Source organism: Actinomycetospora flava (assembly GCF_037400335.1).
In the GTDB taxonomy this organism is placed as follows: domain Bacteria; phylum Actinomycetota; class Actinomycetes; order Mycobacteriales; family Pseudonocardiaceae; genus Actinomycetospora; species Actinomycetospora flava.
Window position 1 is genome coordinate 1 of record NZ_JBBEGM010000030.1, and the last position, 18305, is coordinate 18305.

The 18305-nt window shown below is 76.7% G+C and carries 4 protein-coding genes; 2 read left to right on the forward strand and 2 right to left on the reverse strand.

The features are described 5' to 3' along the window. The first annotated feature begins 365 nt into the window (after positions 1-365). Both WCD58_RS33395 and WCD58_RS33400 read left to right on the forward strand, forming a co-directional pair. The gene (locus tag WCD58_RS33395) at positions 366-2048 is read left to right on the forward strand and encodes an ATP-binding cassette domain-containing protein (protein ID WP_337707464.1); all 1683 of its coding nucleotides are present in this window, start codon (positions 366-368) and stop codon (positions 2046-2048) included. Continuing rightward, positions 2048-3832: an ABC transporter ATP-binding protein gene (locus tag WCD58_RS33400; RefSeq protein ID WP_337707465.1), complete on the forward strand. Its 1785-nt coding sequence runs from the start codon at positions 2048-2050 to the stop codon at positions 3830-3832. Before WCD58_RS33395 ends, WCD58_RS33400 begins: the two co-directional genes overlap by 1 nt. Before the next feature lie 191 nt (positions 3833-4023). Here WCD58_RS33400 and WCD58_RS33405 read toward each other — a convergent pair whose 3' ends face one another. Together WCD58_RS33405 and WCD58_RS33410 are read right to left on the reverse strand one after the other, a co-directional pair. Then, positions 4024-17487, reverse strand: a complete 13464-nt coding sequence (locus WCD58_RS33405) for a non-ribosomal peptide synthetase (protein ID WP_337707466.1) — start codon at positions 17485-17487, stop codon at positions 4024-4026. Beyond that, the coding region (locus tag WCD58_RS33410) for a SidA/IucD/PvdA family monooxygenase (protein ID WP_337707467.1) at positions 17484-18305 on the reverse strand (822 nt) is incomplete at its 5' end. The genes WCD58_RS33405 and WCD58_RS33410, both read right to left, overlap by 4 nt.

Consider the following 18305-nt stretch of genomic DNA (forward strand, 5'->3'; position numbering starts at 1 on the left):
TCGTGCCGCCGGGCCCCGCGCGCCCCGACTCCCGATTCATCGCACTCCTCGCCCGCGTCGCCCTGGGGCTGCAAGATCGTTAGGGGACCCTAACCTAACTCGCCCGTATCGGGCGACGCGACTGTCACGACGCCCACATTCGGTGACCATTCGGTCACGGCCCGGCGGAGACACCGGAGGCCACAGCGGCGGTCGCCCGTACGCTCTCGGCCGTTCGGTCGCCCACGTGGGCGACGGCGTCGGCCACGCAGCGCGGCGTGGCCGTCGTCTCGTCCCGGGGACGCGCGAGGGAGGTTGACCATCCGTCCCTGTGAGGTGAGCCTGTCCTGCGTGCTGGACAGGGGCGTCGGCGCCGTGGCGCTGCGGTGATCTCGGGTGCCGCGGTGCTGCGCGGCTCCATCCGCGACCAGAAGGGGCCGGTGGCCTCCGCCGCGGTCCTGTTCATGGGCCACCAGGGGTGCGAGGCGCTCGTCCCGGTGCTCGTCGGGGTCGTCGTCGACCGCGCGATCGCCGCCGGCGACCCCGTCGCGCTCGTCGGCTGGCTCGCTGTACTCGGCCTCGACTTCCTCGTCCTCTCCTTCTGCTACCGCTGGGGCGCCCGCCGCGCGTGGCTCGGCGACGTCCGCGCCGACCAGCGGCTGCGCCTGCTCGTCGCCGACCGTCTGCTCGACCCCCGCGGGGGCGCCGAGGCCGGCCGGCTGCCCGGGGAGCTCGCGAACATCGCCGTCGCCGACGCCAAGCGGGTCGGGGTCGTGAACTTCGCGGTGCCCCTCGGTGCCGCCGCGCTGGCCGCGATGCTCGTCGCGGCCGTCGCGCTGCTGCGCACCTCGGTCCCGCTCGGCCTGCTGATCCTGCTCGGCACGCCGCCGCTGCTGCTGCTCGTGCACTTCCTCGGCGTCCCGCTGCAGCGGCGCAGCGGCCCCGAGCAGGAACGGGCGGCACGGGCCTCCGGCGTCGCCGCCGACCTCGTCGACGGCGTGCGCGTGCTCAAGGGCCTCGGCGCCGTGCCCGCCGCGGTCGCCCGCTACCGGCGGGCCAGCCGCGACGCCCTCGGCGCGACGCTCGGCGCCACGCGCGTGCAGGCCGGCTACCAGGGCGCGGTCCTGGCCGCGAACGGACTGTTCCTCGCCCTGGTCGCCCTCGTCGGCGGCCGCCTCGCCGCCGACGGGCAGATCAGCGTCGGGGGGCTGGTCGCGGCGGTCGGGCTCGCGCAGTTCCTCATCACCCCGCTGGAGATGCTGGGGTGGGTCAACGGCCGGATCGCGCAGGGCCGGGCGTCGGCCGCGCGCATCGCCACGATCCTGTCCACCGGCCCGGCGGTGGCCGAGGGCGACCCCGGCACCCCGGCGGTGCCCGAGCGGCCCGCCCTCGCACTGCACGACCTGCACCACGGCTCGCTGCGCGGGATCGACCTGGAGGTCGCGGCCGGCGAGACGGTCGGGGTCGTCGCCGCCGACCCCGCGGACGCCGCGGCGCTCGTGGCCTGCCTGGGCCGCGAGGTCGACCCGGAGCGCGGCACGATCACCGTCGAGGGGCACCCGCTGGCCGCGCACCCGCCCCGGGTCGCCCGCACCGCGGTCCTCGTCGCCGCGCACGGCCACGAGCTGTTCTCCGGCACGCTGCACGAGAACGTGGCGTCGGCGGCCCGCGGCGGGTCCGCGGTGGTGCCGGCGATGGCCGCGGCGCAGGCCGACCAGGTCGCCGAGGTGCTGCCCGACGGCGCCGACACCGTCCTCGCCGAGCAGGGCCGCTCGCTGTCCGGGGGCCAGCGCCAGCGGGTCGCGCTGGCCCGGGCGCTCGCCGCGGACGCCCCGGTGCTCGTGCTGCACGACCCCACGACCGCCATCGACGGCGTCACCGAGGTCCGGATCGCGGAGGGGCTGGCGGATCTCCGTGCCGGACGTACGACCCTGCTGCTCGCGACGAGCCCGGCACTGCTCGGGGTCGCGGACCGGGTCGTGCTGCTCGTCGACGGGCGGGTGGCGGCCGAGGGAACACACGCCGCGCTGCTCGACTCGTCGCCGGCCTATCGCGGGGCGGTGACCTGATGGCGGACGCGAAGCGCAGCGGAGCCGGACCATCGAGTCGCGCGATCCTCCCCGTCGCCGGCGCCCGGGCCATCCGGCTCGCCGTGGGGCGGCTGCTGGCGGGGCGGCGCGGGGTGCTCACGGTCGGGCTCGTCGCGCTCGTCGCCAGCGCGGTCGCGGGCGTGCTCGTCCCCCCGCTGCTCGGGCAGATCGTCGACGTGGTGGTGGCGCGGCGCGGGGCCGACGCGGTGACCGGCCCGGTGCTCGGCCTGGTCGGCGCGGCGCTCGCGCAGGGCCTGCTCGCCGTCGTCGGGATGGCCGCGATCGCCCGCGCCGGTGAGGAGGTGCTCGCCGACCTGCGCGAGACGTTCGTCGCGCGGGCCCTGGGCCTGCCGCTGTCCCGCCTCGAGCAGGCGGGGTCGGGCGACCTGACCTCCCGCGTCACCTCCGATCTCGCGCTGGTCGGCGACGCGGTCCGCGAAGCCGTGCCCGACATGACGCGCGGGGCACTGGTGATCGTCCTGAGCCTCGGCGGGCTCGCCGTGCTCGACTGGCGCTTCCTGCTCGCGGCGCTCGTGGCGGTGCCGGTCCAGGTGCTCACCGCGCGCTGGTACGTGCGGCGCTCCAGCCCGCTCTACCTCGAGCAGCGCGAGGTCGGCGGCGCCCAGCAGCAACAGCTCCTCGACACCGCGGGCGGCATCGCCACCGTGCGCGCGCTCGACCTGCACGACGACCACACCGGGCGGGTCCGCTCGCGCGCCCAGGAGGTCGTGGACCTCGCGCTGCGGGTGGTGCGCCTGCAGACCGGGTTCTTCGGTCGGCTCAACCTCGCCGAGTTCCTCGGGGTCGCCGCGGTGCTCGCGACCGGGTTCGCGCTGGTCGACGCGGGTGCCGCGACGGTGGGCGTCGCGAGCGCGGCGGCCCTGTACTTCATCAACCTGTTCACGCCGATCAACGAGGTGCTGTTCCTCCTCGACACCGTGCAGTCGGCGGGCGCGAGCCTGGCGCGCGTGGTGGGGGTGTCGTCGCTGCCGGCGTCGTCCTCGTCGGCGTCCTCGTCGGCGTCGTCGTCGGACGAGCCGTCGGACGAGCCGGCCGATCGCGGCGCGGTGCGCGTGCGGGGTGTCTCGCACGCCTACGACGAGGGCCACGAGGTGCTCTGCGGCGTCGACCTCGACATCGCGCCCGGCACGCGCCTGGCGCTGGTCGGGGCGAGCGGGGCGGGCAAGACCACGCTGGCGACGATCGTGGCGGGGGTGCACCGGCCGAGTGCGGGCTCGGTGTCGGTGGGCGAGGTCGCCATGGTGAGCCAGGAGGTGCACGTCTTCGCGGGCCCGCTCGCCGAGGACCTGCGCCTCGCCGCACCCGACGCGACCGACGAGCAGCTGTGGGCCGCGCTGGACGTGGTCGACGCGCGCGACTGGGTGGCGGCGCTGCCCGAGGGCCTGCAGACCGTCGTGGGCACGGGCGGGCACACGCCGACCGCGGCGCAGGCCCAGCAGCTCGCGCTCGCCCGGCTGGTGCTCGCCGACCCCGCCGTCGCGGTGCTCGACGAGGCGACCGCGGAGGCGGGCAGCGCCGGCGCACGCGTGCTGGAGGCCGCCGCCGACCGGTCGCTGCGCGGGCGCACCGCGCTCGTCGTCGCGCACCGGCTCACCCAGGCCGCGGCGTCGGACCGGATCGCCGTGCTCGACGCGGGTGTGCTCGTGGAGCACGGCACGCACGAGGAGCTCCTCGCCGCGGGCGGTCGGTACGCGGAGCTCTGGGCGGCGGGCGCGGGGCGGGTCGCCGAGGGCGGCCGGTGATCAGGAGCGCGTCATCGACGTCCTCGGGCCGCTCAGGGTGCACGAGCCGCTCCTGATCTCCGGGTCAACCCGCGCCCGCAGGTGCCCGCGGCGACAGTCGGCGCGCTCCCCCCGCGTCCCGCGGACAGCCCGCTACCGATTACTGGCTGGTATCGCTCGCCTGGCGAGCGATACCAGCCAGTAACTCGACGCTAGGTCGCGAAGGCCAGCACGCGCTCGAGGATCCGGCGCGCCGTGGCCTCGTCCACCGCCGCCGGGTCGTGGATCAGCTCGATCGCCATCGGGCGGCCCGGCGCGGTCTCCCAGAACGCGAGGGTGAGGTCGGCGAACGACGCCCCGGTCGGCACGGCGTCGAGCGTCCCGAGCACCGCCTGCTCCCCCGCCAGCCCCACGTCCTCGTGGTGCACGAGCGCCACCGGCGGGCGGGTGAGCCCGGTGTGCGCGGCGACGTCGGCGAACGCGGTGTCGTGGGCGAACGCCGCGAGGTCGGTGCGCCGCACCCGGTCGAGGAGCTCCTCGGGCGACGGGTCCCCGGAGGTGTCGGTGCGCACGACGATGAGGTCGGCGACCGAGCCCACGAGGTCGTCGAGGGCGGCGTCGACCCGGCCGGCATCCATGGTCACGACCGGCAGGTCGGAGCCCGCGCCCTCGGCGGTCAGCGCCGACGCGAGCGCGGCCTGGAGCACCATCAGCAGGCTCGTGCGGGTGCGCCGCGCCAGCCGGTCGAGCGCGAGCCGGCGCCCGGCGTCCAGCTCCACGGCGATCACCGACGCCTCGCCGCCGGCCCCGGAGGACGGGAAGAGCGACGTCGGCAGCCCCACGAGGTCGTCCCGCTCCCCCGGCGGCCGCCCCGGCAGCGCCCCCGCCCAGCGCACGTAGTCGGTGTACGACACCGGCAGCGGCGTCCACGCGGGCTCCGTACCGGAACGCCGCGCCGCGTACGCCGTCGACAGGTCCCGCAGCAGCGGCACCACCGACCACTCGTCGACCGCGGTGTAGCCGAGCACCAGCAGCAGGCGGCCGTCGACGAGGTGCGCCCGGAACGCCGGCTCGGCGGCGAGGTCGAACGGTTGGCGGGCCAGGTCCTCGAGCGCGCCGGTCCGCTCGGTGAGACCGGGACCGGCGGCCGCGACGCGACGCGAAGACGCGCCCACCACGGTGCGCAACGGCTCGTGCCGTGCGACGACGTCGTCGACCGCCGCCGCGAGCGCGTCCCGGTCGAACGGGCCGTCGAGCACCAGCGCGTGGTCCGGGCGGCGCACCGTGCCCTCGGCGAGCAGCCGGCGCTGCCCCGGCGCGAGCGGCTCCTCCTCGCCCGGCGGCCCGCTCGGCGCCGGGCGGGGCCGGGCGCGCGGGGCGCCGGCCACGCGCGCCGCCAGCGCGGCGACCGTGGGCGCCTCGAAGACGTCGCGCACCACCAGCTCGACGCCCAGCGCCTCCCGCACCCCGGAGACCAGGCGCATCGCGGCCATGGAGTGCCCGCCGAGCGCGAAGAAGTCGTCGTCGACCCCGACCCGCTCCAGCCGCAGCACCTCCGCGACGATCGCCGCGAGCCGCTCCTCCTCCGGCGTCGACGGCGCCGCCGACGACACCAGCGCCGACCAGTCCGGCGCGGGCAGCGCCCGGCGGTCGACCTTGCCGTTCGGCGTCAGCGGCATCGGCCCGTCCAGCGCGACCACCAGCGAGGGGACCATGTGCTCGGGCAGCCGCGCGGCCGCCGCGGCGCGCACGTCGTCGACGTCGACGGTCCCGCCGACAGGACTGACGTATCCGACGAGACGTGCGAGGTCCCCGTCCCGGTCGGCCACCGCCACGGCCTGCGCCACCTCGGGGTGCTCGGACAGCGCCGCGGCGACCTCGCCCGGCTCGATCCGCACGCCCCGGATCTTGATCTGGTCGTCGTCGCGGCCGAGGAAGTCGAGCACCCAGCCCCCGGAGGCGAGCGGGTCCGGACGCCAGCGCGCGCGGTCACCGGTGCGGTAGAGCCGCGCGCCCGGCCGACCGTGCGGGTCGGGGAGGAAGCGGGACGCCGTCAGACCGGGCTGCCCCACGTACCCGCGCGCGAGCCCCCGCCCGCCGACCCAGAGGTCCCCGACGACCCCGGGCGCCACCCGCTCGAGACGCGGCCCGAGCACCCGCACGACCGTGTTCGGGTCGGGCTCGCCGATCGGCAGCGGGCCCGCCCAGTCGGTGCGCGTGGGCCACAGCGTCGAGTTGACCGTCGCCTCGGTCAGCCCGTAGGCGACGAGCATGTCCAGCCGGTCGGCCCAGCGCGCGACGAGGTCCGGCGGCACGGTCTCGGTTCCGACCAGCACCGTCGTGCCGTCCGGGATCACGCAGTCCTCGGGCAGGGCCGCGACCAGCGACGGCGGCAGGATCGCGTGGGTGATCCGCCGCTCGTGGAGGGCGTCGGTCAGCGGCGGGCCGGCGACCCGGGCCGCGTCGGGCAGGATCTCCAGGCGCCCGCCGACGGTCAGCGCCATCGTCAGCTCGAACGCCGCGACGTCGAACCCGACCGACGCGAACTGCAGGATCCGCGAGTCCGGGCCGACGCCCATGCGGTCGACGGCGGTCGCGGCGAGGCTGCCGATCCCCTCGTGCGGGACGACGACGCCCTTGGGCCGCCCCGTCGAGCCGGACGTGTAGAGCACGTAGGCGGCCGCGTCGAGGCCGTCCGGCCGGGCCCGCTCGCGCCGCGGCGTGGCAACGAGATCATCGAGCACCACCGGTTCGGGCCCGTCCGGCACCCGGGGAGCCGTCTCCGGCGTGACGACGACCCGCGCCGCGCCGGAGTCGGCGAGCATGTGCGCCAGGCGTTCCGCCGGATGCGCGAGGTCGAGCGGCAGCCACGCCGCGCCGCGCTTGAGCACCCCGAGCACCGCGGCCACCATCGCCACCGACCGCGGCACCGCGACCGCCACGACGTCCTCGGGCCCGACGCCGTCGAGCCGGTCGGCGACGCCCTCGGCGAGCGCGTCCAGCTCGGCGTAGGTCACCTCGCGCTCCTCGTCGGCGACCGCCACCGCGTGCGGGGTCGCGTCGGCGTGCCGCTCGAACGACGCGACGAGCGTCTCCTCGGGCACGGCGCGGGCGTCCGGGCGGCCCTCGACGGCCTCGAGGACGGCGCGCTCGTCGCCGGCGAGGACGTCGACCTCGGCGACCGGCGCGTCCGGGGTGGCGACGACGGCCCCCGCCACCTGCGCGAACCGGCCGGCGATCCGCTCCGCGGACGCGCGGTCGTAGAGGTCGGCGGCGTACTCGAGATGGAGGGTGAGGTCGTCGCCGGACTCGACGAACGAGAACACCAGGTCGAACTTCGCGGTCGTGCCCGCGACGTCGTCCTCGGTGACCTCCAGCCCGGGCAGCGACAGCGGTGCTCCCGAGCGGACGTGGTGCCCGACCATGACCTGGAACAGCGGCGTGCGCGCGAGCACGCGTGGCGGGTCGAGGTGCTCGACCACCGTCTCGAACGGCACGTCGGCGTGCGCGAACGCGGCGAGGTCGACCGTGCGGACCCGGTCCACGACGTCGCCGAACGACGGCGCGCCGGACAGGTCGGTGCGCAGCACGACGGTGTTGACGAAGAAGCCGACGAGGTCGTCGAGCCGCGGGTCGGTGCGCCCGGCGACCGGCGCACCGAGCGGCACGTCGTCCCCGGCGCCGAGGCGCGCGAGCAGCACCGCGACGGCGGCCTGCAGCACCATGAAGGTGCTGGCCCCGCGGTCGCGGGCGAGGGTCCGCAGGCCCTCGGCCACGTCGGCGTCGAGTGGCAGCGCGACCGTCCCGCCCGTGAAGCTGGGCGTCGCCGGCCGCGGACGGTCGGTGGGCAGCTCCAGCTCCTCGGGCGCGCCGGCGAGCGCCTCGGCCCAGAACGCGAGCTGGCGACCGGCCTCCGACGACCCGTCGCCGAGCAGCTCGGCCTGCCAGAGCGCGTAGTCGGCGTAGGTCACCGGCAGCGGGGCGAGGTCCGGCGCGTGCCCGTCGCGTCGCGCCGCGTAGGCCGCGGCGAGGTCGGCGAACAGCGGGCCGTCGGACCACTCGTCGGTCGCGATGTGGTGCAGGACGAGGACGAGCAGGTGCTCGTCACCGACCTCGATCACCGTCGCCCGCAGCGGCGGGCGGCGCGTGAGGTCGAACGGGCGCGCGACCTCGGCCGCGACGATCTCCGCGGCCTCCTCCTCGGACGCCGCCGACGCCCGCGTCAGCGGCACCCGCACGTCGGTCAGCACCCGCTGGGAGCCGCCGTCGATCAGCGTGCGCAGCGGCTCGTGGCGGGCGACGACGTCGTCGAGCGCGGCGGACAGGGCGTCCACGTCGAGGCGCGCGCCGTCGGGACGCACCCGCAGCACGATCGGGTAGTGGTACGCACTGTTGGCCGAGCCGCCGGTCTCGTCGAGCTGCGCCAGCATCCACAGCCGCTGCTGGGCGGCCGAGAGCGGGAGCTCCGCGGGCCGCTCGCGGGGGACGAGCTCGGGCCGCGGCTCGGCCGCCCCGCGGGTGCCCGCCCGCCCGGCGAGCGCGGCCGGGGTCGGCGCATCGAACAGGTCGCGCAGGGCGACGTCGGCACCGAGCGCGGTGCGCACGCGCGAGAGCAGGCGCGTGGCGATGAGCGAGTGGCCGCCGAGGTCGAAGAAGTCGTCCTCGGGCCCGACGCGCGGGACGTCGAGCACCGCCGCGAAGATCCCGCAGAGGGTCTCCTCGGCCTCCGTCGCGGGCGGGCGCCCGCCGCCGGCCGGCGCCAGGTCGGGCGTCGGGAGCGCGCCGGTGTCGAGCTTGCCGTTGACGGTGAGCGGCAGCGTGTCGACCTCGACGAGCGCGGCCGGGACGAGGTGGTCGGGCAGGCGGGCGCGGAGGTCGTCGCGGACGGCCGCGACGTCGAGCGCTGTATCGATGGTCGAGCTCCGCTGCGCTGCGTCTCCCGCCGCGGGCACCACGTACCCGATCAGCCGTGCCGAACCGCCCGGCCCCGAGCGGTCGGCGACGACGGCCGCGCGCGCCACGGCGTCGTGCGAGGTCAGCGCCGCGGCGACCTCCCCCGGCTCGACGCGGTGCCCGCGGATCTTGACCTGGTCGTCGGTGCGGCCGAGGAAGTCGAGGACGCCGCCGCTGCCCGGGCGCCGCCGCACGAGGTCGCCCGTGCGGTACATCCGGCCGCCGGCGGGGTCGGTGGGGTCGGCGACGAAGCGCTCGGCGGTGAGCCCGGCGCGGCGCCAGTAGCCGCGGGCCAGGCCGGTGCCGGCGATGTAGAGCTCGCCCGGGACGCCGTCGGGGACCGGGCGGAGCCACTCGTCGAGCACGTGCGCGCGGGTGTTGGTGATCGGGCGCCCGACCGTCGGGGTGGCGCTGTCCCCGGTGCCGCCGCCCAGCGTGTTGATCGTGTACTCGGTCGGCCCGTAGAGGTTGTAGCCGAGCGTCCCGTCGGTGTCGCGCAGGGTCGACCACACCGTGTCCGACACGGCCTCGCCCCCGAGCAGCACCAGGGGCATGCCGCGGTCGGCGAGCAACCCCTCCTCGATCAGCGCCTCGGCGTAGGTCGGGGTCACGTTGACGACGTCCACGGCGTGCTCGGCGGCGTGCGCCACGAGCCGGGTCGCGTCGCGGCGTAGCTCCTCGTCGAGGACGTGCACCTCGTGGCCCTCGACGAGCCAGAGCAGCTCCTCCCACGACATGTCGAAGGCGAACGAGACGGTGTGCGCGATCCGCAGGCGGCGTCCCCCGGCCGCGGCGACCACCGGGTCGAAGATCTCGGTGCGGTGGTTGATCTGCATGTTCGTCAGCCCGCGGTACGGGGTGACGACGCCCTTGGGCTTGCCGGTCGAGCCCGACGTGTAGATCAGGTAGGCGGGGCGGTCGAGGCGGTCGGCGCGGTCGCGGGCGAAGTCGCCCAGCTCGGCGTCCTCGAGCGGGCCGGCCGGCAGCGCGTCCCGCTCGGCGGCGACCGCCGGGTCGTCGAGCACCAGCGCGGGCACGCCGCTGAACCGGTCCGCGACCCGCGCGAGCGTCACCAGCGCGACCGGCTCGGCGTCGGCGAGGGTCTCCCGGAGCCGCTCGTCGGGGTGGTCGAGCTCGAGCGGCAGGTAGGCCGCGCCCGCCCGGAGCACGGCGAACAGCGCGACGACGGTCTCGGCGGAGCGCGGGACGGCGAGCGCCACGACCGTCTCGGGGCCGGCGCCGCGGGAGCGCAGCAGGCGCGCGGTGCGGTCGATCGCGGCGTCGAGCTCGCGGTAGGTGAGCTCCACGTCCCCGGACACCAGCGCGAGGTCGTCGGGCACCCGCGCCGCGCGCTCGGCGAGCATGTCGGCGACGGTCACGTTCCCGAGGTCGACGGGCGCCCCGTCGCGTCCGGCGACGACGGCCTCGCGCTCGGCGGGCAGCAGCGGGTCCAGGGCGGAGACCGCCGTGTCGGGCCCGGCGAGGACCTGGTCGAGCAGGGTCGTGAAGCGGTCGAGCCAGGCCTGCGCCTCGTCGTCGGGCAGCGTGTGCGCCAGGGTGAGCCGCATCCGCTCCCCCGGGGTGACGATGAACGTCAGCGGGTAGTGCGTGGCGTCGTCGTTGCGCAGCGCCGTGACGCCGTGGCGGGCCGAGAGGTCGGCGATGCGCTCCTCGCCGCCCTCGGGGCGGTAGACGAACAGCGTGTCGAACAGGGTCCGCTGGCCCGCGGCGCGCTGGATCGCGCCCAGGCCGACCCACTCGTGCGCGAGGAGCCCGAGCCGCTCGGACTGCACCCGCGCCAGCAGCGCCCCGGCCGGCTCGGCGCCGTCGAGCACGAGGCGGGTGGGCACGGTCGTGAGGAACAGGCCGACGGTCGTCTCCACGTGCGGCACGGCGTCCGGGCGCCCGGCGACCGTGGTGCCGAGGACGACGTCGGAGCGCCCGGTGGCCGCGGCGAGCACGAGCCCCCACACCGTCGACAGCACGGTGTGCGCGGTGATCCCCCGCTCGCGGGTCAGCGCGCGCAGCCGCTCGGTGACGTCGGCGTCGAGCTCGAGGTCCTGCTCGCGCAGCGGCTCGGAGGTGTCCGGACCGACGAGCGTCGGCTCCTCGAGCCCCGCCAGCGCGGTCCGCCAGGCGTCCATCGCGGCGTCGGTGTCCTGGGCGGCGAGCCAGGCGAGGTGGTCGCGGTAGGAGCCGGCGGGCTCGAGCTCGTCGCCGGCGTAGGCGCCGAGCAGCTGCGCGAGCACCGTCCACGCCGACCAGCCGTCCCACAGCAGCAGGTGCCGCGAGATCAGCAGGCGGTCGCTCTCCGGACCGCGTACGAGCACGACGCGGAACAGCGGCGGCGACGCGAGGTCGAACCCGGCCGCGCGGTCGTCGGCGGTCGCCGCCGCGACGGCGTCGTCGTCGGGCGCGTCGACGACGGTCACCGGCGGCTCGAGGGAGGCGGCCACGAACTGCACCGGCTCCTCGAGCCCCTCGCTGGTGAAGCCGGCGCGCAGCGCGTCGTGGCGGGCGAGCAGCGTCGCCACCGCGCCGCGCAGGCGGTCGGCGTCGAGGCGGTGGTCGAGGTCGACCGTCTCCTGGATGCGGTAGACGTCGGCCTCGCCGTCGAGCCCGGCGTGGAAGAACAGGCCCTCCTGCAGGGGCGAGAGGGGCCAGACCTCGGCGACGGCGACGTCCGCCGTGACCGCGTCCGGGGACACGGGCTGGCGCAGGTCCTCGACGCGCGTGGTGTCGGCGGACGTCTCCGGCACGCGGGCGGCGACACCGGCCGGGCTGCGGCCGGCGAACACCTCGGCGGGCCCGACGGCCAGGCCCGCGCGGCGCGCCCGGCTCGCGACGCCGATCGCGGAGATCGAGTCGCCGCCGAGGGCGAACCAGTCGTCGTCGGGGCCGCAGCTCTCGCGGCCGAGGACCTCGGCGAAGATCGCGCAGAGGACCCGCTCGGCCTCGGTCGCCGGCTCGCGCGCCGGGCCCGCCGTCAGCTCGGGCGCCGGGAGGGCCTTGCGGTCGAGCTTGCCGCTGGCGGTCAGGGGCAGCGCGTCGAGCGCCACGACCGCGACCGGGACCATGGCCTCGGGCAGCTCCCGGGCCAGGGCCTCCCGGAGGCCGTCCGCGTCTCCCACGACGTAGCCGACGAGCGCCGGCGACGGCCCGTCGCGGCGCACCGTCACGGCGGCCCGGGCGACGCCCGGCTGCGCGGCGAGCGCGGCCTCGACCTCGCCGGGCTCGATGCGCTGGCCCCGGATCTTCACCTGCTCGTCGGTGCGCCCGAGGTAGTCGATCTCCCCGTCGGGGAGGCGCCGGACGAGGTCGCCGGTGCGGTAGAGGCGATCACCGGGCGCGCCGAAGGGGTCGGCGACGAAGCGCTCGGCGGTGAGGCCGGGCCGCCCGGTGTAGCCGCGGGCGAGCTGGACGCCGGCGAGGTAGAGCTCGCCGGGCACCCCGTCGGGCACCGGGGCGAGGCAGCCGTCGAGGACGTGCAGCGTGGTGTTCCAGACGGGCGCGCCGATGGGCACGCGCACCGTGTCGGCGTCGCTCACCGGGTGGTGCGTGACGTCGACGGCGGCCTCGGTCGGCCCGTAGAGGTTGTGCAACGGGACCCCGGTGAGTGCCCGCCAGCGCGCCGCGGCACCCGCGGGCAGCGCCTCCCCGCTCGCGAGCACGCGGCGCAGCGGGGCCGCCCACGACGCGTCCTCGGTGACCTCGTCGGCGGCGAGGAACGCCTCGAGCATCGAGGGCACGAAGTGCATGGTCGTCACGCCGGCCTGCGCGACCAGCTGCGCGAGGTAGGCCGGGTCGCGGTGCCCGCCCGGGCGCGCGACGACGATCGCCGCCCCCGTGACGAGCGGCCAGAAGAACTCCCAGACGCTGACGTCGAAGCCGACCGGCGTCTTCTGCAGCACGCGGTCGTCGCCGGTCAGCCCGTAGGTGTCCTGGGTCCACGCGAGCCGGTTGACGATCGCGCGGTGGCTGACGACCACGCCCTTGGGACGTCCGGTCGACCCGGACGTGAAGATCACGTAGGCGGCGTCGTCGGGGTCGGCCGGGACCGGTGGCGCGTCGCCGGTGCCGGCGTCCTCGACGTGGACGCGGCGCGGTCCGTCGGGGAGCTCGGTCCCCGCGGTGGTCACCACGACCTCGACGCCGGCGTCCGCGATCACCGCCGCGAGCCGCTCGCGGGGCAGGTCGGGGTCGAGCGGGACGTAGGCCCTGCCCGCGTACAGGACCCCGGCGAGCGCGACGACGAGGTCCGCCGAGCGCGGGACGGCGACGCCGACGACGGGGCCTTCTCCCGCCAGCTGCCGGGCCACCCCGGCGGCGCGCCCGGCCAGCTCGGCGTACGTCAACGTGGCGTCTTCGCCGATACACGCCACCGCGTCCGGCGTCGCCGCGACCTGGGCGGCGATCCGGTCGGTCAGCGTCATGGGCTCGACGGCGCGCGCGGTGTCGGGGTGGCGCGGCGGCGCGTCGCGCAGCGGGATCGACGCGACCGGGGCGTCGAGGTCGGCGGCGAGGCGCTCGAGGGTGCGGCGCAGCTGGGCGACGACGAGCTCGGCGGCCGCGGCGTCGACGCGGGTCGGGTCGTGCTTGACCGTGAGGTCGAGCCGCGGGCCGACGGCGGCGATGAGCGCGACCGGGTAGTGCACGGCGTCGACGACGTCGATCGCCTCGACACCGTCCGGCTGCGGGTAGTTCTCCACGACGACGAGCGAGTCGAACAGCTCGCCGTGCCCGAGCTCGCGCTGCAGGGCGGCGAGCGCGACGCCGTCGTGGTCGAGCAGCTCGGTGCGGTGGGCCTGCAGGGCGGCGAGGGCGTCGCCGGCCGACTGCTCCGGCGCCCACCGCAGGCGCACCGGCACCGTGTTGATGAACAGGCCGACCGCGTCCTCGATCCCGGGCAGCACGCCGTCGCGTCCGGAGACCGTGCTGCCGACGACGACGTCGCGGGTGCCGGTGAGGCGCCCGACCATCAGCGCCCAGGCGCCGTGCAGCACGGTGCCGAGGGTCAGGCCGCGGCGCCGGGCCGCGGCGACCAGCCGGCTGGTGGTCTCCTCGTCGACGCCCAGGTGGCGCTGGTGGTGGCGGGGGGCGCGCTCGGGCTCGGGCCCGCCGACCGGGGCGTCGGGGGCCAGCGCCTCGAGCAGGCGGGTGGGACCGTCGAGGCCGGCGAGGGCGTCGCGCCAGGCGGCGAGGTCGGCGGCCCGGTCGGGCAGGCGGGCGTAGCGGGCGCGGTGGGTGCCGGCGTCGACGTCGGGTGTTTCGTCGCCCTCGTCGGCCAGCAGCTCCCGCACCACGACCGCGACCGACCAGCCGTCGAGCACGATGTGCTCGAAGGTCAGCACGAGGGCGGCCGCGTCGTCGTCCGTGTGCACCAGGGCGGCGCGGAGCAGCGGGGGCGCGGCGAGGTCGAAGCGCTCGGCGCGCTCGGCCACGACGACGTCGTCCAGCGCGCTCTCGGTCGCCGGGGTGTCGAGGTCGCGCAGGTCGACCTCGCGCCACGGCACCTCGACCGACGTCGCGATGGCCTGGACGACGCGCCCGTCGGCACGCTGCGCGAAGCCCGCGCGCAGCTGCGGGTGGCGCGCGACGAGCCGCTGCACCGCCGACCGCCAGGCGCCGGCGTCGACCGGGCCGCGCAGCCGCACGACCTCCTGGACCGTGTAGACGTCCGAGAGCGCCGCGTGGACGAAGAAGCCCTCCTGCAGCGCCGAGACCGGCCAGACCTCGTCGTGGTCGTCGCCGAGTGCGCCGAGGGCCGCGCGGGCGGTGTCGTCGATCTCGACGGCGACGCTCTCGTCCGCGGTCTCCTCGCGCGCCGTCGCGACGCCGGCCAGCGCCGCCACCGTCCGGTGCGTGAAGATCTGGCGCGGCGTGATCTCCAGCCCGGCCGCGCGCGCCCGCACGACCAGCGACACCGACAGGATGCTGTCGCCGCCGACGCCGAAGAAGTCGTCGTGCACGCCGATGCCCGGCAGGTTCAGGAGCTCGGCGAACAGGGCCGCCAGGAGCTCCTCGCGCGGCGTGCGCGGCGCGGTGCCCTCGACCTCGGCGGCGAGGTCGGGCGCGGGGAGCGCGCTGCGGTCGAGCTTGCCGCTGGGCAGCGTCGGCAGCTCCGGGACCGCGACGACGGCGGCGGGCACGAGGTGCTCGGGCAGCCGGTCGCGCAGGTGCTCGCGGACCGCGGAGGTGACGGCGGTGACGTCGCGGAACGGCGCGGGGGTCGTCGTGCCGGTGGGGCCGCCGCCGCGGAAGGCCGGGCCGGCGTCGCCGTAGAGGACCTCGAAGCGCGTCGGGTCCTCGGGATCCCAGGTGGCCCGGGCACGACCGGGGGCGAGCGCGAGGAGGTCCTCGGGGTCGGCGGCGGGCACGGCGGGCGGCTCGGTCCCGTCGACCCGCGCGAGCGCCTCGAGGTCGGGGATCAGCCGCGCGTTCGGAACGCCGACCACCCGCAGGTGCGGCGACTCCGCCAGCGCTTCCCTGACCTCCTCGACCGACCCGGTCCAGGTCAGCCCCTGTGAGTACTTTCCGGCGCTACAGGCCCGGAAAGTACTCACATCAGGGGCGAGGACCGCGTGGTAGCGGTAGCGGGAGAGCTCGTCGTGGAACGGGGTGCGCTCGAGCTCCACGTCCGCCGCGAGCCCGAGCTCGTCGGCGACCACGCGGAAGAAGTCGGGGTGCACGAGCAGCTCGGGCTCCCACGCGACCGACGCGTCGACCGCGCGGCGCAGCGTGTCGAGGTCCGCGGAGGGCTCCCGCGCCGTCTCCACCCCGGCGCGCAGGGTGCGCAGCAGGCCCGCGTGCCGCACGTCGCCGACCAGCACCGACCCGCCGGGCGCGAGCAGCCCGGCCGCGTCGCGCAGCACCGCGCGCAGGTACTCGGCGTCCGGGAAGTACTGGGCCACCGAGTTCACCACGACCGCGTCGAACGGGCCGCCCGCGACCCCGGCGACCTCGTGCGCCGGCCGGGTCTCGAGCACCACACGGTCGCGCAGCACGGCGTCGCCGTCGACCCGGCGCGCCAGGGCGGCGATGCCCTCGGCGGACAGGTCGATGCCGACGTAGTGCTCGACCTCCGGCGCCACCTCGGTCAGCAGCAGCCCGCTGCCCACGCCGATCTCGAGCACGCGACGACCGGCCGGCAGCGCGCGGATCCGGTCGACGACGGCGTCGCGCCACACGCGCATGTGCTCGCGCGGGATGTCGGTGCCGTCGTAGGTCGAGTTCCACCCGGCGAAGCCGTCGTCGAAGAGCGCGGCGTCCTCGTCGGCCGCCGTGTAGAGGACCTCGTGGAGCTCCTTCCACTGTGACACTCGTCGGGCCACGCGCTCGTCCCCGGCCGTGTCCCCGGTGGAGGGCACCACGTACCCGACCAGCCCGCGACCGGCCGGCAGGTCGTCGCGGACGACGGCGGCGGCCTGCGCCACCGCGGGATGGCCGCGCATCTCCGACTCGACCTCACCGGGCTCCACCCGGAAGCCGCGGATCTGCACCTGGTCGTCGGTGCGCCCGAGGAAGTCGAGCACCTCATCGTGGCGCACGACGAGGTCGCCGGTGCGGTAGAGCCGGTCGCCGGGCTCGCCGAACGGGTCGGCGACGAAGCGCTCGGCGGACAGGCCGGGCCGCCCGAGGTAGCCGCGCGCGAGGCCGGGGCCGCCGAGGTAGAGCTCGCCGGGGACGCCGTCGGCGACCGGCGCGAGGCGCTCGTCGAGGACGCGCGCGGTGGTCAGCGGGTCGGGCACGCCGATCGGGACCGAGGCGCCGTCGAGGGCGTCGGGGTGGCTCTCGCCGAGCGTCGCGTTGACGGTCGCCTCGGTGGGCCCGTAGGCGTTGAACATCCGGTGGTCGCGGCCCCAGCGGGCCACCAGCTCCGGGGCCACGCGCTCGGTGCCGGCGAGCAGGACGCCGGGCGGCAGCGTGACGTCGGCGGGCATCGCCGCGAGCAGCACCGGCGGCAGGATCATCACCGTTGCGCCGTGGGCGTGCGCGTACGTGGCGAGCTCGGGCACCGGCGCGCGCAGCTCGCTCGGCACGATCACCAGGCGGCCCCCGGAGAGCAGCGACTGGCACAGCTCCCAGAACGCGACGTCGAAGCTCGGCGAGGCGAAGGCGAGCACGCGGTCGTCGGCGCCGACGCCGAGGCGCTCGGTCTGGGTGGCGACGAGCTTGTCGACCCCGGCGTGGGTGACGAGCACGCCCTTGGGGCGCCCGGTCGACCCCGAGGTGTAGATGACGTAGGCCAGTCCGGTGACCGGGATCCCGGGGTCGAGCGGTGCCGGGGCGGCGCCGGCGAGGTCCAGGTCCTCGAGGAGCAGGGCGCGCCCGGCCCACTCCGCGGGCAGGTCCTCGCGCAGCTCGCGCGTCGTGAGCAGCACCGCGGGCGCGGCGTCGTCGAGGACGAGGCGGATGCGCTCCTCGGGCTGGTCGGGGTCGACCGGCAGGTACGCCGCACCCGCGCAGAGCACGGCGACCTGGGCCACGACCTGGTCGATCGACCGCGGGAGCGCGAGCCCCACCAGCCGTTCGGGCCCGGCGCCGTGCCCGCGCAGCACGGTGGCGAGCCGGGCGGCGCGGTCGGCGAGCGCGGCGTAGGTCAGCGACGCGTCGCCGAGCTCGACGGCGATCGCGTCGCCCCGGGCGGCGACCTGCTCGGCGAACCGCTCCGGCCACGTCCGTCCCACGCCGAGCGTCGAGGGGCGGTCGGCGAGGGTGCTCACGACCCCACCGGCGCCGCCGGGACGCGCTGGACCGCAGCGAGTCCCGCGGGCCGGTGCGCCTCGATCGAGTCGAGGATCTCCCCGGCCCGCACCGCCGTCGTCGACAGCAGCGTCGAGCTGATGCCGTGGGTGTGCTCGGTCGGTCCCTGCAGGTAGACCCCGGCGCGCAGGGGCGCCGTGGTGGTGATGCGGTAGTCGCGCTCCACGAGCAGCTCGCCGTCGTCCGCGCGCCGGCACCACCCGCCGATGTCGCCGAGCAACGAGGTCGGGTCGATCGGCCGGTAGCCGGTGGCGTAGACGACGACGTCGGTGCGCACCGTCTCGCGCTCGCCGGTCGGCAGGAACTCGAGATCGATCTCGATGTCGGCGCCGGCGTCCCGCATGGCCGACACCCGGGTCGCGCCGTGCACGTGCAGGCGCTGCGTGCCGGCGACCTTCTCCTGGTAGGCCCGGCTGTACAACGCGTTGATCAGCTCCGGATCGACCACCGAGTAGTTCGTGTTCGCGTGGTAGTCCATGAGCATCTGCTTGACCTCGCCCGGCGCCTCGTAGAAGTGGTCGACGGCGTCGGGGTCGAAGATGCGGTTGGCGAACGAGGTGTCGTCGGCCGGGCTGTAGCCGTAGCGCGAGAACACCGAGCGGACCTCGGAGTCCGGATAGCGCCGGTGCAGGTGGTCGGTCGTCTCGGCCGCGCTCTGGCCCGCGCCCACGACGACGAAGCGCCGGGGTCCCCGCTCCGCGGTGTCGGCCGCCCGGAGCCGGTGGAGGAGCTCGCTGTTGTGCCAGATGCGCTCGCTGCGCTCCACCCCCGGCGGCAG